The organism is Fretibacterium sp., from assembly GCF_057312375.1.
Window position 1 is genome coordinate 18,152 of sequence record NZ_DBHLDX010000011.1, and the last position, 20,803, is coordinate 38,954.

Consider the following 20,803-nt stretch of genomic DNA (forward strand, 5'->3'; position numbering starts at 1 on the left):
GGCCGCTCACGCCCCCGCCGCGCTTTCTTCCCTCTCGCGCTGCGCCGCAAGCTGTTTGGCCGTCGGCTGCTTCTGGATGCAGATGCCCGTGAAGCCGTAGACGATGGCGAATATCCACACCAGCCAGCTGAAGAAAGAATATTGAAGGAAGGTCAAGCTGGAGGAGAAGAGCACGCTCGCGTACAGGATGCCCGACGACGTCCACGGGAAGAAGCCGGAGCAGCCCGTGCCGAAGTCCTCGAGGGTTCGGGACAGGTTCAGCGTGTTGACCCCCATCTCCTCGTACTTCTTCTTGAACATGTTGCCCCCCAGCAGCAGGGCCACCGTGGAGCTGCCGCCCACGGCGATCAGGACCACCACGGCGATGCCCGTCGTCAGGATCAGGCTGCCCGTGGAGTGCACAAAGCCCATGAGGTTGTCCAGCATGACGTCAAGGCATCCGCACTTCTCGGCGATCGCCGCAAAGTAGAAACAGAGCCAGGTCGCCACGAACGTCTTGTTCATGTCCGCGATGCCGCCGCGCTCAAGCAGCGTCTTCGCGGCCTTGCCCATGGTCTCCAGATTGAAGTCGGGGTGCGCCGTCAGTACCATCCTGGAGTCAAAGCCACTGTAGAGGACGTTAACGGCGTCCGTGGCCGAAAAGCCCTGGTAGAGGACGCCGATCAGGACCGCGATGAAGCCGGACCCGAACAGGATCACCGTGGACGGCCTCTGCGTGACGGACCCCCAGACGATAAAGACGACGGGCAGCAGCAGCAGCGCGTTGAACTTGAACATGGAGCTGAGCGAGGACAGGAGTTGGGCAGTTTCCTCGCTGGTGACGCTGCCCTCGGTCGGGCTGTTCATCCCAATCACGACGTAGACCGCGACGGAGATCAGCGCAGCCGGCAGGACGGTCTTCGACATGTTCACGATGTGATCGAAGATGTCGTTGTCCGTCGTCAGCGAGGCGAGGACCGTGGTGTCGGAGAGAGGGGAGAGTTTGTCGCCGAACTGGGAACCGGCATAGCAGGCGCCGGCCACAAGGCCCAGGTTGACGTTCGGCATCGCCATCGCGAGCCCCATCATCGCAAGCCCCGCCGTGGACGCAGAGCCGTTTGACGTCCCCGTCACCGTGGAAAAGGTACAGCAGAGCAAAAACGCGCACAGGGCAATCCAGCGGGGGCTGACGAATTGCAGGCCGTAGTAGATCAGCATCGGCAGCGTCCCCGAAAACATAAGTCCACCCAACATAAACCCGATAGCTAGAAGGATCATGATCACGGGGACGGAGCGCCCGATGCGCTCCCCCACCGCGGCCTCCATCTCACGCCACGTGTACCCGCAGCGCTTGGCGATAATCGCTGCATACGCCGCCACAACCACCATCAGGGGCACATAGTTCAGGCCGTAGGCCGCCCCCAGGCCAAAGGTCAGCAACAGGAAAAAAATCGTTGAATACGCCTCGAGGTTCGTCGGTTTCCTCCGCTCTGTCGTCGTCGCCTTTCGTCCTGCTTGGTCCTCATTGGCCATCGCGTTTTCCTCCCAAAGTTAAGCAGTATGAATTAACTTATTGCACAATTCTCTCAATTTTTTCAACCTCAAGATGAACACAATAAACGACTTGCCGACACCCGCAAAGTGCGGCCCCGTTCACCGCGACAGCCGGCACATCTGCCGGCGGGCCCAGCCCGTAACCACCGGAACGTAGCCCGACAGCTCCCGATCCAGGTCCGCGTCGCCCGTATCGACCAGGAGCGGACGTGGAAACAGGGCGTTCAGCTTGGCCGGAGTGGCGGCGACGACGATGTTCTCGCGCCCCGTGGTTCGGATCACCTCCGGACTGATCTGTTGGTTTCCCCGGCCGAACACGTGCCCCTGCCCACCGATGACCGTCACGATGAGGGTCGTGTCCTCCGGCCTCGCCATCTCAAGGATCGCGCGTTCCGTCAGGTCAAGCCCCACCAGGCGTCGGTCCCTCACCGCGTCCACGCCCAGGAGCGTATCCGGCAGGCCCAGGGCGTCCATCACAGCCTGAGTCGTCGTGCCGGACCCGACCAGGTACAGCCGCCCCGGCCTCATCTGGTCCGCCAGCCAGGCGCCGATGGCCGTGCGGTCGTACTCGTCCCGCGCCATGCCTCCCGACTTCCGATCCTGAAGGCAGCTCCGGTCCAAAGGCACCGTCAGGCAGCCGTAGAGCCGGGCGTTGACGTGGCCCTGACGAAAGGCCTCCTCGTCGATGTCCATCACGTCGGCGCGGGTGAAGTCCCTCACCTGGCCGCTCATGAACTTCGCCAAAAGCTGCCCCGACCGGGCGGGCGTGACGCCGTAGACGGCGGAGTGGATCTTGACCCCCGCCGGAACGCCGATCACGGGGACGTCGCGGCCCTCAAGCGCCGCGCACAGGTCGCGGGCCGTGCCGTCCCCGCCGGCGAAGACGATGAGGTCCGCCCCGGCCTCCGCCATGGCGCGGGCCGCCCGTCGGGTGTCCTCGCCGCTCGTCCTCCCCTCCGGCGCGTAGACGACGCCGCAGGGGATGCCCAAGGACGACAGGATCGCCTCCCCCATCTCCCCGCCGCAGGACAGGAAACGAACCCCATCGGGAACGGGAAGGGCCGCGGAGAGGGCCGAACCTGCGCGAAGGTGGGCGCGGGGAACGGCGCCGAGTGCAAGCGCCCTGCGCAGCGTCTCCGCGCCGTCCGTCCCCTTCAGGGCCACGGTGCCCCCCATCCCGGCCACGGGGTTGACGAGGAAGCCGATCTTCATCTATTTCTTCCGAGGCTGAAAGTAGCCCGTGTACTTCTGCCGGTAGTTCCGCCACGACAGGGCCCAGCGGTCCGGGTCGTCGAAGTAATCGTGGCTCGTGTGGTGTACGGTGCTGTTCAGCGGGGCCGCACGGATGACCTCCGGCTCCTCGTAGCACTCCCTTGCAATCTCCTTCAGAATGTCGCAGTAGGTGTCCAGGTCCTCTCTGGAATAGGACTCGCTGGGCTCGATGGTGAAGGGCTCCGGGATGACCCAGGGCTCGTGGCTGGACCAGTAGTGCGTCCCGAAGTCCGGGATGCGGCGTGAGACGTCCGCCGTGCCGAAGCCCGTGTCCTCCTTCAGCTTCTGCCAGCTATAGCGCACCTGCTCCACGCGAGGCGCGTGGGCCGGGAAGCTGATGGAGGCCCCCTTGATGTCGAGGATTCGCTTCATGCAGTAGTTGTTGTTCAGGATGGCGACGCGGGACGCCTCCTTCAGGCCCTCCGCGCCCAGGCTCATGATCCAGGCGTAGGCGCGCACCGCCACCGGAACCACGCCCCAGAAGGACTTGACCTTTCCGCAGGTGTGAGGCAGGTCGAAGTCCAGGTAGTACCCCCGCTCAGGACTGTGCTCCACCAACGGGACGGGCATACAGTCGCGGAACTCCTTCCGGCAGGTGATCATGCCCACGGCGGGGCCACCGCAGCCGTGGGGAGAGGAGAAGGTCTTGTGCAGGTTGAAGAAGGACATGTCGAAGTCCGCCTCCACCGTGCGGGTGATCCCCAGGAGGCCGTTGGCGTTGGCCTGGTCGTAGCAGCAGAGGGCTCCGACCTCGTGGGCCAGCCGCGTGAACTCCCGAATCCGTCGGTTGAAGATGCCCGTGTCCTCCGGGTTCGTCATGAAGATGGCGGCCGTGTGCTCGTCCAAGGCGGCCTTGTAGGCCTCCAGGTCCGGCAACCCCTCCTCATCCGGGGGCAGCACGATGACCTTGTACCCCTTGACGACGGGGCAGGCCGCGTCGGAGGGATGAGAGAAGAACGTGGTGATGATGGTGTCCCGCCCTTCCTCCCCCCTCTTTCGCCAGTAGGCTCGAACCATGGAGGCCAGGGCCAGGATGCCGTGGGTGCCGCCGCCGGGCTGGACGCTGAAGCACTCCAGCCCCGAAATTTCGCCAAAGAGCTGCCCCAGCCGCCAGACGATCTCCAGGATGCCCTGGGCCGTCCCATCGGGCTGCAGCGGGTGCATGTCCACCACCTTGGGGCCGGAGGCCAGCCGGTCGTTGACCTTTGGACTGTACTTCATCGTGCAGGTGCCCTGACCGATGTCGATGTTGCTGTCCACCCCCAGGTTCTCCTGGGACAGGTGGTTGTAGTGCCGCGCCAGTTGAGGCTGGCCGATCTCCGGCAGGTCCGGCGGCGTCTCACGCCTCATGCAGGCCGGAAGGCTCGACACGCCGTCCCCGACCTCCAGAGCCACCTTCTCCGACACCTGCGGGACCAGTACGCCGCGCTGCCCCTTCACGCTCAGCTCGTAGATGATGGGCTCGTTCCAACTGGCCTGATGAAACTTCGCCAGGCTCGTATCCCTCTTGTCCGCGATCTTGTCCATGGAAAATGCCTCCCCTCAGCCCAGGATCTCCGTCAGGGCCGCGGCCAGCCCGTCGATGTCCTCCTCCGTCGTACGCTCCGTCACGCAGAGGAGAGCGCACTGCCCCAGCTCCGGGAACTTCGCGCTGAGGTCGTACCCGCCCAGGATGCCGCGCGCGAGGAGCGCCTCGTTCACCTCGGCCACGCTTCGCCCCTCAAACCGGACGACGAACTCCGCGAAGGGCGTTCCGGACAGGGGACAGACCGTCAGGCCGGGCACGGAGGCCAGGCGCTTGCGGGCCAGAAGGCTGCGCTGCAGGATCGTCTGCCCCAGCTCGCGCATCCCCTCCGGCCCCATGCTCGCCAGGTAGACGGCCGCGGCGATGCTCCACAGGGCGGCGTGGGTGCCGACGAACTCCTTGGCGTGGTCGCGGTTCGCAAAGGACGTACGTTCCCACATGACGTCCCCGAAGCCCCACTCCCCGTGGGTGGTGGGGGCCAGGCCGAACAGGCGCGAAGGGTACTCCCGAACGATCTCAGGCCGGTCCTTCGAGGCGACGTAGCCCGCCACGCCACCGCCGTAGTTCATGTGGATGCCCAGGCCCTGGATATCGCCGCAGGCGATGTCCGCGCCGTACTGGAAGGGGGGCTTCATCACGCCCAGCAGCGAGGGCTCCGCGTAGACCAGGAAGAGCGCGCCCGCCCCGTGGGCCATTCGAGCGACCTCCTCCGCCTCCTCCTCGACGATGCCGAAGAAGTTCGGGTTCATCACCAGGACGGCCGCGACATTGCTGCTCAGCTTCTTCTTCAGGTCGGACAGGTCCATCCGGCCCGTCCTCCGGTCGTAGTCCACGAGGGTCAGTGCAACGTCCGGATCGAGGTAGGTCCTCACAGCCTCCAGCACGTCCGGGTTCAGGGCGGCCGTGACCAGCACCTCGTTGCGCTTCGTCACGCGCGTCGCCATGCGGAGCGACGTACCCGCCGCCTGGGAGCCGTCGTAGTTTGGAACGTTGACGACGTCGCAGTCCAGGAGCTCCGCCATCATGCTCTCGTACTCGAAGCAGGCCTGAAAGCGGCCGTGGTCCTCGTAGGGCTCGCCGGCGTAGGCGGACAGGAACTCCGAGCGGCCGATCACCTCGTCCACCAGCGCGGGGACGTAACGGTTCCAGCAGCCCGCGCCCAGGAAACACGTCAGCTCCTGCGCCGTGCGGTTCCTGTCCAGGATGGCCGACACGTGGCGCACCAGTTCGCCTTCCGCAGTGAAGGGCGCCGGGAGCTTCAGCGGCTCCTTCATCAGGAGCTCCTTCGGGATGTTCTGCTCGATCAGCTCATCGATGGACCTCACTCCGATGGCCTTCAGCATCTCAGCCTGGATGGCGGGGTCCGAGTTCGGTATGTAGGGGACGTTGCGTTTTGACATGGATTAAGACCTCCCCGGTCCGTCCGTTAAGCAATGCCGCCGCCGTCCACGACGAGGGCGGCGCCCGTTACCCACGACGACAGGTCGCTGGCCAGGAACAGCACGGCGCGTCCGATGTCCTCCGGCGTGCCGAGGCGCGCCAGTGGACGGCCCTTTGCGGAATCCCTCAGGAACGCGCCCTCCTCCTCCCCCAGTTGACGGCCTTCGTCGCGCAGCATGTTCGTGTCCGTGTCACCGGGGTTGACGGAGTTCACACGGATGTTCTGAGGACCGTGGTCGATGGCCATGGCTCGGGTGAGGTTCACGATGCCGCCCTTCACGGCGCAGTAGGCCGCAGCCTTGTCCCCACCCTTCAGGCCCCAGCCGGACCCGGTGTTGATGATGCTGCCGCCACCGCCCTTCGCCATGACGGGGATGACGTGCTTTGAGAGCAGAAAGGTCCCCTTCAAACCCACTCCCAGCACGAAGTCCCACTCCGCCTCCGTCAGGTCCACCACCGTCTTGCGCACCGTGACGCCCGCGTTATTGAACAGGATGTCGATCCTGCCGTACTTCTCGACCACGGCGTCCACGGCTGCCGTTACCTCGACCTCCGACGTGACACTGCAGCGGACGAACATAGCGTCGATGCCTATGCCGGCGAGTTCGGAACGGGCGGCCTCTCCCGCCTCCGCCTTCAGGTCCAGCAGCACCACGGACGCGCCGTGCCGTCCGAGCACCCGCGCCGTGCCCAGCCCGATGCCTCCGGCGCCACCCGATATCACGGCGACCTTGCCCTTCAGAGAGATGTGGTCCTCCATCGCGACTCCTCCTCCCCGCGCATCAGTCTGCGCGTTTTTTGAAAATTGACATTCCTGTGCTGTTGTATTGATTCAGTGCGTTTGTACCCAGTGTATACAAAGTATACACTCAGGGCAAAGCCGTTGTCAATTTATTGCTTTTTTCAGCGCACCTGCCACGTTTGGCTTCGCACGCCAGCCTTAAAACAAAAAGCCTCCCCTATAAGGGGAGGTGGTCCGAAGGACTGAAGGGGGTCAGCCAGACGACACGACTTACGGATGCCGACAGGCGGTCGGCGTCGTGTCGGTCGGCTGAAGGCGAAGGAAGTCCGGGGGACTTCCGCAGCTCGGTCAGACGACCGGCCTCACGCAAGCCGATCTTTCGGGAGGATTGCGGCGGCCAGCCGGTCGGCTGTGCCGAAAGAGGACAATTTATTGCCTTTCGGCGTTGGCGGGAGATGTCAGACAGGCACGTCTTATGAAAAACACTCGCCGTCCCCACACTCCTCCCCTTCGGGGAGCCTTCCGGCTGCCGTTCGCCTTTGCTCACGGGCCGTCAGTCACGCTCCGCCCGGCAGGCGCCACTCCGCATTCGGGACGCGGAGCCGAATGTGCTCCCGCATGACGGCAACGCTGCCCTCCACGTCGCCCGTGCTCACCACGCGCACGATCCGACGGTGCTCCTCCAGGGTCGACTCGTCGAAGAAGGGGTTGAAGAAGGCCATGTAGACCCCCGTGATCATGAGGATGCGCCGGATGAAGTCCACCATCACCCCGTTGCCGCTGCCCATGGCCAGCGTCATGTGGAAATCCGTGTTCACCGTCATGTAGCGGTCTATGTCCCGGTTCTGGATGATGCTCTCCTCCTCCGCAACCTTCGCCTCAAGCCGCGCGATCAGAAGCGGCGTGACGTTGGCGGCCGCCTTGGCGACGGCCTTGCACTCCAGCACCTCCCGCACCTCGTAGGCCTGCTCCATGCCCTCCGGCGTCGGGTCCGCCACCCACACGCCCTGGCTGGGCACGACGACGACGAAGCCCTCCTCCCCCAGACGGCGCAGGGCCTCGCGCACCGGCGTGCGGCTGACGCCGGCCTGGCGCGCCAGTTCCACCTCCGACAGCCGCTCCCCCGCGGCGTACTGCCGCAACAGGATGCAGCGGCGAATCTCCCGGTACGCCTGATCCGCCGCCGTGACGGCCTGAGGCCTGTCCATCCTTCCACCTCCCTGGTTCGCGTGTGCAGCTTCCTTATGAAAAATTCTAGCACAGGCCTTCGCGCGGAGAAAGCGGCGGCGTCCCCACTACTCCACCCCCCAGCTGCGCCAGCGCAGGAGATCGCGCTCCCCCGCGCCAGGGCCCGACAACTCCCGGTCGGCCTCATCCAGGCGCTGCAACAGCCGTTCCCGATGCAGGGGGATGCGCCCCTTGATGGGAAAGAGGTTCGTCTTGTGCGTGGCGTTCCACACCGTGGAGAGCGTCAGCCGGGACAGGAGGTCCCGCCCCTCCCGCATCGCCTCCAGGGGCGAGAGGCGCCGAAACTCGCGGGCGCGCACTCGCTCCGCCAGGCGGGCGCCCTTGAAGATCACGAGCGTCACCACCGTCAGCTCGAAGGGGCGGGCCGCGTTCAGCAGGCTGGCCGTCCCCTCCACGTGGTCCGCCGACATCTCCCGCCCTCCCAGGCCCAGCATGACGTAGACGGAGAAGGCTATCCCCGCCGCCTCCAGCGCCGCCATAGCGCGAGCGTTCTCCTCGCGCCCCACGCCCTTCTCCTGGTAGCGCAGCACCCGATCCGACCCGGACTCGACGCCCAGGCAGAAGCGGTCATACCCGGCGCCGCGCAGGGCCTCCAGCTCCGCCGGGGTCTTGCGCAGCACGTCGTCCGCCCGCGCGAAGGCCGAGATGTAGGCGCACGAAGGGAACGCACTGCGCACCATCCCCGCAATGCGCAGGAGCGCCTCCGTCCCCAGCACGAGGGGGTTGCCTCCCGCCAGGAGGAAGCGCGTGGGAGGCCTGCGGTCCCGCTCGTGGATCGCCTGAAGGCGCTCGACGTTCGCGGCGATCTCCTCCATGGAGAGCGCGCGGAACCGCATGCCCTGGTTCAGGTCGCAGAACAGGCAGCGCCCATAGCTGCAGCTGACGGTGACGGGAAGCTGCACCGCGTAGGACTCCGCCATCGGCACATAGTAGAAGAAGCCGTACTCGTCGTAGAGCTCGCGCTTCAGGCGGCGCACCCGCTGAGCGAACTCCCTGTCCTGTCCCAAGTCCCTTCCCTCCCCGCCAAGCTCTGAAAAAAGGGCGGCCGCACGCGGCCGCCCCCATCGGACCATGAAGGCCCGCCTATCCCTTCGGCGCCAGCTCCTCCGCGGACGCCAGCTTGATGGAGCCGATGTCGCCCACCTCGCTGAACAGCGCGCCGCACCGCTCCAGGATCATCAGGCGATTGTTCCGCACGGCCTCGTCCCGATCCATCACCATCACCTCGTCGAAGAAGGTCGTCACCACAGGGGAGAGCTTCGCCAGGAGCTCCATGAGCGCCTGCCAGTCGTGGGACTCCAGGGCGATGCGCACGGAGGGCTCCAGGTTTGAAACGGCGGCGTCCAGCTCGCGCTCTGCCTGAACGGTCATGAGGGAGGGGTCCGCCTCCAGGCGCTCACCCCGCTGCACCTCGCGCCCCGCCTTCTGCAGGATGTTGCGCACGCGCACCGCCGCGGACACCAGGTTCACGAACCACTCCTGCTCCCGGACCTCCGTGAGGACCTCCATCAGGCGCAGCGCCTGGTTGGGCATCCGGCCGATGACGGAGATGGCCAGGACAGCCAGGTCCTTGTCGTAGCCACGTTCATAAAGCTGTCCCTTCAGCCTTTCAGACAGGAAGGCCCCGATCCGAAGCCGCGTGTCTCCGTCCACCTCGTTGATGCGGCAGGCCTCGTCCACGGCGGCATCCACGTCGAGGTCCAGGTTCCTGGCCCAGAGGATCTCGTTCATGCCGCGGGCCGCGCGCCGCAGCGCATAGGGGTCCTGGGCGCTCGTGGGCTCAAGCCCCACCTTGTAGCAGGCCGTGATGATGTGCAGGCGCTCCGCAACGCCAAGGATGGCCCCCACGTCGTCCGTCGGCAGAGCGTCCGACGCGAAGCGGGGGAGGTAGTGCTCGAAGATGGCCTTCGCCACGCGGGGGTCCTCCCCGGAACGCAGGGCGTACTCCCGGCCCATGACTCCCTGAAGCTCCGGAAACTCAAAGACCATGCTCGTCACCTGGTCCGCCTTGGAGAGCCAGGCCGCGCGCTCCACCAGGGGGGCGAGGTCCTTCCGCTTCAGCTCCCCGCACAGCCAGAGCGCCAGCTTCTGCGTCCGCTCCACCTTCTCCTTCATGCTTCCCAGCTTCTCCTGGTAGGTCACGTCCTTCAAGCGGTCGACGTAGGAGGAGAGGGAGCGCTTGAGGTCCTCCTTCCAGAAGAAGGCGGCGTCCTCAAGGCGCGCCCTCAGGACGCGCTCGTTGCCCTCCCGGACCACCTGCATGTTCTCCGCCCGGTTGTTGCTGACGCCGATGAAGAAGTTCGCCAGCTTCTTGCTGTCCGCGTTGCGGACCGGGAAGTACTTCTGGTTCTTCTTCATGGAGGTGACCAGCACCTCCTCAGGAATCTCCAGGTAGCGCGCGTCAAAGGAGCCGACGAAAGGAACGGGGTACTCCACCAGGTAGAGGTTCTCCTCCACCAGCTCGGGCGGCAGCTCCGCCTTCAGGTTCCCCTCGAACTGGTTCTCCAGCTTCGTGACCGCTGCCAGCATCTCCTGGCGGCGCCGGTCCTGGTCCAGGATGACCTTGTTCTCGAACAGCGCCCCCATGAAGTCCGCAGCGTCCTTCACCTCGATGGCCTTCTTGCCCATGAAGCGGTGCCCGCTCGTCATCCGTCCACTCTCCACGCCGGCGAAGCTGAAGGGGATCACCTGGTCGTCCGCAAGGGCCAGAATCCAGCGGATGGGCCGCGCAAAGCGCACGCCGGGATCGTTCCAGTACATGCTCTTGGGGAAGGTCAGCCCCTCGATGAGGCCGCGCAGCAGGTCCGGCAGGACGCTCCGGGTGGCGCGGCCCTCCTCGCGGACCTCCGCCATGACGTACTCAACGCCCTTCACCGTATCCCTCTTCAGGTCGTCCACCGAAACGCCCCGGCTCTTCGCGAAGCCCAGGGCCGCCCGCGTGGGGTTCCCCTCGTCGTCGTAGGCCGAGGCCAAGGGCGGCCCCTTGAAGCTCTCCATCAGGGCCTGCTGTTGTTCCTCAACCCCCGACGCGATCAGCACCAGGCGGCGAGGCGTGGCGTAAGCGTTCACGTCCTTGAAGCCAATCCGGCTTCCCGTCAGGGCGGAGGCGGCCCCCTGCTTCAGCGCCGCCAGCGCGTCCGGTATAAAACGATAGGGGATCTCCTCCGTTCCGATCTCCAGCACCACGTTCTTCAGCGCCATCACGCATTCCCCCCCTCGAAGAACGATTCTCCGGCGCGGGCGGCGTCAAACCGCCCCATCAGCGGAAAGCCCATGTCCTCGCGCTGCTTGCGCCAGGCCGCAGCGCAGCGGCAGGCCAGGGCGCGGACCCGCCCGATGTAGCTGGTGCGCTCCGTGACGCTGATGGCCCCGCGGGCGTCCAGGAGGTTGAACGTGTGGGAGCTCTTCAGCACGTAGTCGTAGGCGGGCAGCACCAGGCCGGCGTCCAGGATGCGGCCCGCCTCGGCCTCGTAGGCCCGGAACAGCTTGAAGAGCATGTCCGTGTCCGCCACCTCGAAGTTGTAGCGGGAGTGCTCGATCTCGCCCTGGAGGTGTACGTCGCCGTAGGTGACGCTGTCCGTCCACTTCAGGTCGTAGACGCTGTCCACCTTCTGAACGTACATGGCGATGCGCTCCAGGCCATAGGTCAGCTCGGCCGGAACGGCCTCCATGTTCACGCCGCCCAGCTGCTGGAAGTAGGTGAACTGCGTGATCTCCATCCCGTCCAGCCACACCTCCCACCCCAGGCCCCAGGCGCCCGTGGAGGGGTTCTCCCAGTCGTCCTCGACGAAGCGGATGTCGTGTTCTTCGGGCTCGATCCCCAGGCTCGTCAGGCTTTCAATGTAGAGGTCTTGGATGTTGGCCGGCGCCGGCTTGATGATGACCTGATACTGATAGTAGTGCTGAAGGCGGTTGGGGTTCTGGCCGTAGCGCCCGTCGGCCGGACGGCGCGACGGCTCCACGTAGGCGGTTCGCCACGGCTCCGGCCCCAGCACCCGCAGCGCCGTGGCGGGGTTCATCGTCCCCGCGCCGACCTCGACGTCGTACGGCTGCCGCACCACGCAGCCCTTCTGGCTCCAGAAGCGCTGAAGCCGAAAGCACAGTTCCTGAAAGTTCATGAAACCTCATCTCTCCTTAGGGAAGCGCTGAATCGCGCTGATTGACGCATCGACGGCCGCAGAAGACAAGCCGCCTCAGGCGCAGCAAAGGCGTTCGGAAGCGCTCTCTCTTAAATTGACGAAATTGACGCGGGCTCGGAAGGCGCTCGACGCCGCCCTGCGCGGCTACCGCGCCCCGCCCTCCAGCAGGCCCGCCGCACAGCGTGCGGCGACGGCAAAGGGCTCTCCGCCTCCGGCCGGCCCCCGTCCCTCAAAAGAGCCGAAGGCGCGGGGCAGCGCGTCCGCGGAGGACTCCGCCACGCGCAGGAGCAGCGCCAGCTCCTCGGCCGTAAAGGCCGGATGGGTCCGCGCCGCGTCCGGCGCGCAGTCCGGGCACAGCAGCCCTTCCTCCGTCCAGGCCGCCCGTTTCGGCCGCGCCCCACAGCGGGCGCAGCGCGTCAGGTCCGGCGCCAGCCCCCACAGGACGAGCCAGCGCCGCAGGAAGCGCCAGTTCACCGCCGGCACGGGGACCTCAGGTGCGGCCAGGAGCGTCATGTTCCAGTAGAGGTTCGCCAGCACGTCGTCCGCCGGGTGGTCCGCCATCAAAAGGCGCGTCAGGAGCCTGGACCAGCTCACGGCCAGCCGCAACGCTTCGGGCCGGCGCCGGAGGAAGAGCATGTCCTTCGCGACGTCCACGCTGTTCACGTAGAGCCCGCCGCTGCGCCCTCGGTACAGGCCGAAGACGCCCCACACGAAGGGTTCCGTCCCTCCGCCCAGGCGCACGCGGCCCCGCTCCGCTCCGGGGGCCGAGGCCCAGGTCAGGCCCTGCCCCTTCAGCAGGAGCGTCAGCCTCAGCCCGCCCTCCCCTGCCCTCCGGCGGGACAGCACCGTGCCCGACGCCGAGAGGAGCCCCTGCCTCGGCATCAGGCATAGCCCAGACGGCGCAGCACGGCCTCCGACTGTCGCCAGCGCGGGGAAACCTTTACCCACAGGTCCAAGTAGACCGGCAGGCCCGTGATCTCCTCCAGCTCCGTCCGGGCGGCGCGGCCGATCCGCTTGATCATGGACCCCGACGCGCCGATGAGGATGGCCTTCTGCCCCTCCGTTTCCACGATAAGGGCTGCGCGGATGTAGAGCCGCTTCCGGTCCGGGTACTCCTCCGGGCTCTTGTACTCCTGAACCTCCACCGCCGTGCAGTGGGGCACCTCGTCCCGCAGCAGGGCCAGCACGTGGCCTCGGATCGCCTCGGAGGCCATGAACCGCTCCGTCGTGTCCATCAGGACGTCCGGGTCGTACCAGGGCGTCCCCTCCGGCAAAAAGGGCAGGAGCAGGTCCACGAGGGCCTCGATCCCCCGCCCCATCTTTGCCGAAACGGCGGCACGGCCCGCGAAGGGGCGCAACCTGCCGTAGAGCTCAAAGGCCCCTTCGGGGTCCGCGGCGTCCGCCTTGTTCGCCACCAGGACGACGGGGCCCTTGAAGTCCGCCAGCGCCCGGGCCGCCTCCCGGTCCTCCGCTCGGAGGCTTCGGTCCCCCGCCTCCACGATCCAGCAGGCGGCGTCCGCGTCCTCCAGCGCCGCCGCGGCGGACTCCGTCAGGAAGCGCCCCAGTCTGTCCCTGGGGCAGTAGAGCCCCGGCGTGTCCGTAAAGACGATCTGAGCCCGCTCGTCGTTGTAGATGCAGCGCACGGCGCTGCGCGTCGTCTGGGGCTTGGGGGACACCACGGCCGCCCGCGCCCGAAGGAGCGCGTTCACCAGGGAGGACTTGCCCACGTTGGGGCGCCCCACCAGCGCCACCACGCCGCACCGGAGGCCCGCCGCCGCAGCCCCACTCACCGGCGGCCCCCCTCGCTCAGCGTGAAGGCGTGAGGCAGAAGCTCCGACAGCGCGAAGATCTGCGGCCCCTCCTCCGAGGCCAGCACCACCCGCAGCTCCGGGTTGAACTCCATGAGCGTCTGACGGCAGGCACCGCAGGGGGGACAGGGGACGACGCCGCGGCGCTCCCGCTCCTCCACCCCAAACCCAACCACGGCCACGGCCACGGGGGAACGCCGCCCCTGCGCGACCATGACGGCCACGGCGCAGCGCTCCGCACAGAGGGTGAGGCCGTAGGAGGCGTTCTCCACGTTGCCGGCGGTCACCACGGCGCCGTCTTCCATGAGCAGTGCCGCCCCCACGCGAAAGCGCGAATAGGGCACGTAGGCGCGCCACGCGGCGGCCTCCGCCCTCGCCAGAAGCGCCTCCGGCGTCACCTCTCGGAAGGGCCACGCGCTCCGTCCCTCTCCGTCCATCACGATCCCCTCCCCCTCAAAACGCCTCAAGCGGAAGCCCCGGCGTCCTTCCGCCTCATGCTCAGGACCTTGATCCGGTGCTCACCAAGGTCCACGACCTTGATTCGCCAATCCCGATAGAGGAACTCGTCGCCCGCCCGTGGGAAGCCCCCCGACAGGAGGAGCACCAGCCCTCCCAGGCTCTCCGCGTCCTCGGACTCGAAGGGACAGCCCAGCGCCTCGCTCAGGTCCTCGAGGCTGGTGCTGCCCTGGACGAGGTAGCTGCCGTCCTCCATCCTCTGGATGTCGGGCGCCTCCTGGTCGTACTCGTCCTGGATTTCCCCAACGATCTCCTCCAGGATGTCCTCCATGGTCACGAGGCCCGCCACGCCGCCATACTCGTCCACGACGATGGCGATGTGGATGTGGTCCCGCCGCATGGCCTCCAGCAGCTCCGCCGTCCGAATCGTCTCCGGAACGAAGATGGGCCGGCGCAGCAGGCTCCGCACCTCGCAGCTCAGGTCCGCGTCCCGCAGGCACTTCAGCGTGTCCTTCACGTAGAGGATGCCGACGACGTTATCCAGGTTCTCCTCGTAGACGGGGATGCGGGAGTGCCCGTGCTCGATGAAAAGGTTCACGGCCTCCTCCAGCGTGTCCTCCGCCTCGAGCGTCAGCATGTCCGTCCGGGGCACCATGATCTCGTGGACGCGGGTTTCGTCGAAGTCGATGATCCCGTCGATCATGCGGCGCTCCGAGGCCTCCAGGGCGCCGCTCTCCTCCCCGATCTTCACCACCTGCTCGATCTCGTCCCGCGTCACGAACACCTTCTTCGTTTCCAGGTTCAGGTGCAGCAGGAAGCCGATGAAGTTCACGCACTTCCGCATCAGCCACGCGAAGGGCAGCAGGACGAAGGAGAGCAAGCGAAGGAAGGGGGACGTGAACAGCAGGATGCCCTCGGGGTGGACCATCGCAGCGCTCTTCGGCAGGATCTCGCCGAAGATGACGATGAGGAGCGTCATGATGGGCACCACCCATACCAGCGCGCGAGGTCCGAACACGTGCAGCGCGATGCTGGAGGCCAGCGTGCTGGCGGCGATGTTTACGACGTTATTGGAGATCAGGCAGACCGTGAGCGGCTGCTGCACGTCGTCGACGATCCACTGAAGCACGGAGCGGAGAAACGGCCGGCTCTCCTGCAGGAGGAACAGACGGCTCCGCCCCGTCGTCGTGATGGCCGTTTCCGCCGCGCTGAAAAGGGCGGAGAGGAGGAACAGGAACAGGAACCACAGGCCGTCCTTCAACGCGCCGGCGAGGGCGTGCGCGTCGATCCCTCCCATCTCAGCGCGCCTCCCGTCCGGCGGAGGCCAGCGCGGCCAAAAGGCGATCCCGAAGGCGCGCCTGACGATCCCACATGGCGGCCTGTCGTTCCTCCGTGTCGTGGTCCCAGGCCAGGAGGTGCAGGAAGGAGTGGGCTAGCACCAGGCACAGCGCCTCCTCCTCCGACGCCGCGTCGTTTCGCGCGCGCGCCTCCCCCGGACAGATCATCACGTCCCCCAGGGGCAGGACGGAGCCGGCCAGCATCGAGTCCGGCGTGAAGCGTCCGTCCTCCTCCCACATGGGGAAGGACAGCACGTCCGTCGCCTCGTCGCACTCCCGGTAGTCCTGGTTCACCGCCCGAATCTCCTCCGGACTCAGGATGGAGATGGACACCTCCACGTTCCCATAGCCGGCCATCTCCGGGAAGAGGTCCAGAAGTTCCTCCTCCAGCACCGGTTCAAACGCGCTCCACGCGGATATCGGAACGGGATTTTGAGGATCCCCGCCCTCCGGGGCCTCGACGCTCAACACTAACTTCAAGAGAAAATACCCCCCAAAGAGTTCAAACGGCCCCAAGGCCGCAAAAGACGAAGTCGCGCGGCAACGGTGCCGCCCCATCCGGCGCTCCCGCCCGCGGGGACGCCGTTTTGAAAGTATACCACAAGGGCGCGGCCGCGCCCCGAAGGCACGGCCGCAGATCGGGCGGTCCAGCTCAAGGCGCCGGCGACTCCTTCCCGGCGATCGGCTCCGTCCGCCCCGACTGGGGACGCTCGATCTTCCGGACCCGCCGGGTGTGGTACATGTTGAGCAGCGCCCGCAGGAGCGCCGCCTTGATGCAGGTGACGTCCTTCAGGGTGAAGTCCACGTCGTCGAACTGCCCCTCCGCCATCTTGCTGGCGATCACCTGATCGATGGTCCGCTCCAACGCCTTGATGGACTGGCTGCGGCCCCGGTTGGGGTGCGCCGTCCGGCCGCTGTCGTGGGAGGCCTCCACTCCCTCCGACCCCTGCTCCTGAAGCTCCTGGTCTAGTCCCATGCTGCGCACCGCGGCCTCAAGGGAGTCCACGATCATCAGGAGCGCCGTCTCGCGGGACTGGGGCCGGGGGCCGGGGTAGCAGAAGGAGGAACGGTCCACCTCTCCCTCCTTCCCCTCTTTGGCCTTGGCCAGCGCCTTGTTGTAGAAGTAGCGGACGCAGGTCGTGCCGTGGTGTTCCGCGATAAAGTCCCGGAGCCGGCGCGGCAGGCCGTTCTCCTGGGCCTTGTCCAACCCGTAGCGGACGTGGGAGATGATGGTGTAGGCCGACAGCGTCGGGCTCATGCCGTCGTGGGGGTTGAAGCCGCCTCCCTGGTTCTCGACGAAGAAAAGGGGGTCGTGAAGCTTGCCGATGTCGTGGTAATAGGCGCCCGCCTTCACCAGGTTGATGTCCATCCCCAGGGCCATGGCGGGCTCCTCGATCAGCGTCGCTATCGTGAGGCAGTGCTGGTAGGTACCGGGGGCGGAGCGCTGCAGCTCGCGCAGCAGGGGGCTCGACGGGTGGCTCAGCTCCCGCAGCCGCAGGATCGACAGCACTCCAATGTAGCTCTCCACCATCGGAAGCAGCAGGGTGATGACGACGCACATCACCAGCTCGACGAGGACAAACCGTCCGCTCTCCATCCAGAAGGCGCCGGGGACCGGAAAGATGCGGAAGGAATCCGCATCCAGCGGGAAGCCCTCGAGCCAGCGAATGAGGACGTTGGTCAGGGCCATGAGGACCGCCAGCGCGAACACCCGCCGCGTCAGCTGCTCCCGCGAGTCCAGGCGCATCAGCAGGTAGAAGCCCGCCGTGGAGGCGATCACCGACATGGACAGCAGGAGGAGCAGGTCCGAAACCAAAAGCCCCATGATGATGAACACCCCCGACGCCGTCCCCGCCAGCGCCACGCTGAAGGCGAAGGACCCGGAAACGCAGAGGCAGACCGTCAGGACGGCAGGCAGGACGCCGGCTCCGGCGGAGCCGAGGCGGGCCGCCAGAGCGCCGCAGAGCCACGAAACGGCGACGGTGAAGACGATGCACATCCAGGAGGGGCGGTTGTGCCCCACGTCGCGCCCCAGGACCTCAAGCCACAGCGGAAGGACCATAACCAGGACCAGGACGATGATCAGCTGCACCATGGGGAAGGCGTCCTCCGCGTAGCCCTGCATGTGGAGCAGGGACGCGATCTGAGGCGTGACGACCTGCCCCAGCTCGACGATGACGTCCCCCGGCTCCAGGCGCCGGACGATGGACGGGATGCCCTTCTCCGCCAGGCGGCGCACCCCTTCCGTCAGCTTGCTGTCCACGTGATAGACGAGGTCCCCGAGCTTCGCGAGGATCTGGTAGACCAGGTTCGCGTCCTCGGCGGAGGGGTTCTCCCGGTTGATCTCCGTCCACAAGAGCGCGGCCTTCGTGGAGTTCCCCATCGCGTCGCCCGACTCCAGCCGGTCGATGTAGGCGTTCCCCACGCGGGACGTCAGGTCCAGTAGCTTCTGCCGCCTGTCGTCGCTCAGGCTGACGATGGCGTTCAGGAGGGGAGCGGGAATGAAGGTCACCTCCTCCTGCGCGGGGCTCTGAACCGCACGAAGCTCCGTAAGACGTCGATTCAGGCGGTCCTTCGCCGCCACGTCGCGCACGGTGACGCCCACTACGCTCTCGTTGGCCATCCTGCGCAGCGCCTCCGCCGCCGTGTGGTCGTCGTACCGGATCGGCGACACGACGCGGTAGGTCTCCGGCGAGGGGCGCCCCGTCTGGTAGCCGCGCTCCGAGTTCCTGAGGACCGCCCACTGAACCAGAACGATGGAAACGCCCGCGATCAGCAGGATGAGGACGGGAACGAGGTAGTCCCGCAGGAGCGCCGCGCGCCGCGCCCTGTCCGCGGGCACGGCGCCGGAATCAAGCATTATCCTTTTCATAGCGTTCGTAGGCCTGAACCACCTTTTGGACGATTTCGTGACGGACCACATCCGCATCCGTCAGGTCAAAGAACCCGATGCCCTCGATGCCCTTCAATATCTCCCGGACGCTCAGGAGGCCGGAAGGGCGGCCCTGGGGCAGGTCGATCTGCGTGACGTCCCCCGTGACCACGGCTCGGGACCCGAAGCCAAGCCGCGTCAGGAACATCTTCATCTGCGGGGGGGTCGTGTTCTGGGCCTCGTCCAGGATGATGAAGCTGTCGTTCAGGGTCCGACCCCTCATGTAGGCCAGGGGGACGATCTCGATGACGCCCTTGTCCGCGCAGCGCGCGAAGCGCTCCGGGGACAGGAGGTCGTAGAATGCGTCGTAGAGCGGCCGAACGTAGGGCTCCACCTTCTCTCGCAGGTCCCCCGGAAGGTAGCCCAGGCTCTCACCCGCCTCGACGGCGGGCCGCACCAGCACGATGCGGCTAATCCTGCCCTCCTTGAGCATGGAAACGGCCTCGCACACCGCCAGGTACGTCTTGCCCGTCCCGGCCGGCCCCACCGCGAAGAGGATGTCGTTCGCCCGGATGGCCCGGACGTAGGCCCTCTGCCCCGCGGTCTTGGGGCGGATGGGCTTGCCCCGCGCCGTCGTGCAGATGACCTCGCTGTAGAGCGCCTCCAGCTTCGGCTCGCGCCCTTCCGCCAGGGCGTCCATCGCGCGCCTCACGTCGGCGGCCCGAACCTCGTGCCCGCTCTCCGCCACCGCCGCCAGCTCCCGCAGGAGGCGGGCGACGATGCGGACGGGCTCCTCGTCCGGCCCCGACGCCCGCACGGCCCCCTCCCGGACGGAGAGGGACACGGGATACCGGGCCTCCACGGCCTCCAGGTTCTCGTCGTGAGGCCCGACGAGGCGCGCCATCGCGCCCTCGCCAACCAGCGGCACCATCTCCGCATATGGGGGCACGGCGCGCCCCTGCCTCAGCTCGTCCATGGCGTCTTTACACCGGGTAGGCCATGCCGTCCACGGGGTCTCCGAAGCCGATGTCGCGCTTCGTCACCCTGCCGAACCTGCGCGGCAGGAAGTCCTTCGCAACCGCCGGGAACATGACCCAGGTCAGCGCGTCCTCCGGCTGCAGCGACCAGGCCCTCACGGCCCTGCGCGCTTCGTCCATCTCCGGGTCGAGCTTGTCCGCCGGGCGGCACGTGATGGGCTCCTCGTCGCCGATGGCGATCTTCCGGACCTCCGGGTCCACCGGCGCCGGCGGCTGACCGTAGTAGCCCTGGAAGTACAGGCGAATCTCCTTGGGGATCACCTTCCAGCGCTGGCCCGTCAGGACGTTCAGCGTCGCCTGGGTGCCCACCATCTGACTGCTGGGCGTCACGAGGGGCGGGTAGCCCATGGCCTTGCGCACCACCGGCACCTCCTTCAGAACGTCCTCCAGCTTGTCCAGCGCGTTCTGCTCCTTCAGTTGGTTCACGAGGTTGGAGTACATGCCGCCCGGAATCTGGTAGCGCAGGATATTGATGTTGACACCCGCCACGGCCGGCAAAAGGGCCTTATACTTCTCACGGACCTTCTTGAAGTGCTCACACACGGGGAGCAGCTTCTCGAGGTCGATGCCCGTGTCCAACTCCCCACCCGCCAGCGCCGCCACCATGGACTCCGTGGGGGGCTGGCTGGTGCCCAGGGAGAAGGGGGAGATCGCCGTATCCACGATGTCCGCGCCGGCCTCCAGTCCCGCGTAGTACGTCATGGACGCAAGGCCCGTAGTGGAGTGGCTGTGGATTTCGATGGGCAGGCTCACCCGTTCCTTGATGGCCCGGACCAGCTTCGCGCAATCCACGGGGTTCAGGAGGCCTGCCATGTCCTTGATGGCGATGGAGTCCGCCCCCATCTCCGCCATCTTCTGGGCCATCTCCGCGAAGGCCTCCAGGGTGTGGACGGGGGACAGCGTGTAGGAAATGCAGAGCTGGAGGTGCGCCCCCTCCTTCTTCACCTGATCCGCCGTCGTTTCCACGTTGCGCAGGTCGTTCAGCGCGTCGAAGATGCGCACGATGTCAATGCCGTTGCCCACGGCGCGCTTGACGAACTCCCGCGCCACGTCGTCCGCATAGTGACGGTAGCCCACCAGGTTCTGGCCACGCAGGAGCATCTGCAGCTTCGTCCTCTTGACCCGGGACCGGATCAGGCGCAGGCGGTCCCAGGGGTCCTCGTCCAGGAAGCGCATGCAGCTGTCGAACGTCGCGCCTCCCCACATCTCAAGGGCCCAATAGCCCGCCTCGTCCATCCTCTCCAGGATGGGCAGCATATCCTTCGTGCTCATCCTCGTGGCGATGAGGGATTGATGCGCGTCCCTCAGCACCGTTTCCGTGATGCGAACCCTTCTTGCCTCACCCATCACAAACCTCCGTGCTCTGTCCGCGGCGACCGGCGCCGCGCCGATTC

At 66.7% G+C, this 20,803-nt stretch carries 17 protein-coding genes; all 17 read right to left on the bottom strand.

Annotated elements, in window-relative coordinates:
* Positions 1-6 precede the first annotated feature (6 nt).
* The 17 genes from ACO41U_RS03235 to ACO41U_RS03315 all read right to left on the bottom strand — a co-directional run bounded on the left by ACO41U_RS03235 (position 7) and on the right by ACO41U_RS03315 (position 20,756).
* On the bottom strand, positions 7-1,512 hold the full coding sequence (locus ACO41U_RS03235; protein WP_485941555.1) for a Na+/H+ antiporter NhaC family protein: 1,506 nt from the start codon (positions 1,510-1,512) through the stop codon (positions 7-9).
* Positions 1,513-1,632: 120 nt separating this feature from the next.
* Complete coding sequence (locus ACO41U_RS03240) at positions 1,633-2,745, bottom strand: ATP-NAD kinase family protein (protein WP_485941557.1); 1,113 nt, start codon at positions 2,743-2,745, stop codon at positions 1,633-1,635.
* On the bottom strand, positions 2,746-4,332 hold the full coding sequence (gene gcvPB / locus ACO41U_RS03245; protein WP_485941559.1) for an aminomethyl-transferring glycine dehydrogenase subunit GcvPB: 1,587 nt from the start codon (positions 4,330-4,332) through the stop codon (positions 2,746-2,748).
* Positions 4,333-4,347: 15 nt separating this feature from the next.
* Positions 4,348-5,730, bottom strand: coding sequence for an aminomethyl-transferring glycine dehydrogenase subunit GcvPA (gene gcvPA, locus ACO41U_RS03250; protein WP_485941561.1), 1,383 nt, complete (start codon positions 5,728-5,730; stop codon positions 4,348-4,350).
* A 26-nt stretch (positions 5,731-5,756) separates the two neighbouring features.
* Complete coding sequence (locus tag ACO41U_RS03255) at positions 5,757-6,530, bottom strand: SDR family NAD(P)-dependent oxidoreductase (protein ID WP_485941563.1); 774 nt, start codon at positions 6,528-6,530, stop codon at positions 5,757-5,759.
* A 539-nt stretch (positions 6,531-7,069) separates the two neighbouring features.
* Positions 7,070-7,720, bottom strand: coding sequence for a GntR family transcriptional regulator (locus ACO41U_RS03260; RefSeq protein ID WP_298780792.1), 651 nt, complete (start codon positions 7,718-7,720; stop codon positions 7,070-7,072).
* 87 nt (positions 7,721-7,807) lie between these two features.
* On the bottom strand, positions 7,808-8,767 hold the full coding sequence (locus tag ACO41U_RS03265; RefSeq protein WP_298780790.1) for a radical SAM protein: 960 nt from the start codon (positions 8,765-8,767) through the stop codon (positions 7,808-7,810).
* 76 nt (positions 8,768-8,843) lie between these two features.
* Positions 8,844-10,961 (bottom strand): glycine--tRNA ligase subunit beta, encoded by a 2,118-nt coding sequence (glyS, locus tag ACO41U_RS03270; protein WP_485941566.1) that lies wholly within the window; start codon positions 10,959-10,961, stop codon positions 8,844-8,846.
* Positions 10,961-11,878 (bottom strand): glycine--tRNA ligase subunit alpha, encoded by a 918-nt coding sequence (glyQ, locus tag ACO41U_RS03275; RefSeq protein ID WP_298780784.1) that lies wholly within the window; start codon positions 11,876-11,878, stop codon positions 10,961-10,963. Before glyQ ends, glyS begins: the two co-directional genes overlap by 1 nt.
* Positions 11,879-12,043: 165 nt before the next feature.
* Complete coding sequence (gene recO, locus ACO41U_RS03280; protein ID WP_298780781.1) at positions 12,044-12,781, bottom strand: DNA repair protein RecO; 738 nt, start codon at positions 12,779-12,781, stop codon at positions 12,044-12,046.
* Positions 12,781-13,689: a GTPase Era gene (gene era, locus ACO41U_RS03285; RefSeq protein ID WP_298780779.1), complete on the bottom strand. Its 909-nt coding sequence runs from the start codon at positions 13,687-13,689 to the stop codon at positions 12,781-12,783. The genes recO and era overlap by 1 nt, the downstream gene beginning before the upstream one ends.
* Positions 13,686-14,144, bottom strand: coding sequence for a cytidine deaminase (locus ACO41U_RS03290; protein WP_485941569.1), 459 nt, complete (start codon positions 14,142-14,144; stop codon positions 13,686-13,688). Before ACO41U_RS03290 ends, era begins: the two co-directional genes overlap by 4 nt.
* Before the next feature lie 26 nt (positions 14,145-14,170).
* The gene (locus ACO41U_RS03295) at positions 14,171-15,460 is read right to left on the bottom strand and encodes a hemolysin family protein (RefSeq protein ID WP_298780775.1); all 1,290 of its coding nucleotides are present in this window, start codon (positions 15,458-15,460) and stop codon (positions 14,171-14,173) included.
* A 1-nt stretch (position 15,461) separates the two neighbouring features.
* A complete protein-coding gene (ybeY, locus tag ACO41U_RS03300) occupies positions 15,462-15,971 on the bottom strand; it encodes an rRNA maturation RNase YbeY (protein WP_298780843.1) in 510 nt (169 codons plus the stop codon).
* A gap of 181 nt (positions 15,972-16,152) precedes the next feature.
* Positions 16,153-18,360, bottom strand: a complete 2,208-nt coding sequence (locus ACO41U_RS03305; protein ID WP_298780773.1) for an HDIG domain-containing metalloprotein — start codon at positions 18,358-18,360, stop codon at positions 16,153-16,155.
* Positions 18,353-19,348 (bottom strand): PhoH family protein, encoded by a 996-nt coding sequence (locus tag ACO41U_RS03310; protein ID WP_298780768.1) that lies wholly within the window; start codon positions 19,346-19,348, stop codon positions 18,353-18,355. The genes ACO41U_RS03305 and ACO41U_RS03310 overlap by 8 nt, the downstream gene beginning before the upstream one ends.
* A 7-nt stretch (positions 19,349-19,355) precedes the next feature.
* Complete coding sequence (locus ACO41U_RS03315; protein WP_298780766.1) at positions 19,356-20,756, bottom strand: pyruvate carboxylase subunit B; 1,401 nt, start codon at positions 20,754-20,756, stop codon at positions 19,356-19,358.
* Positions 20,757-20,803 lie beyond the last annotated feature (47 nt).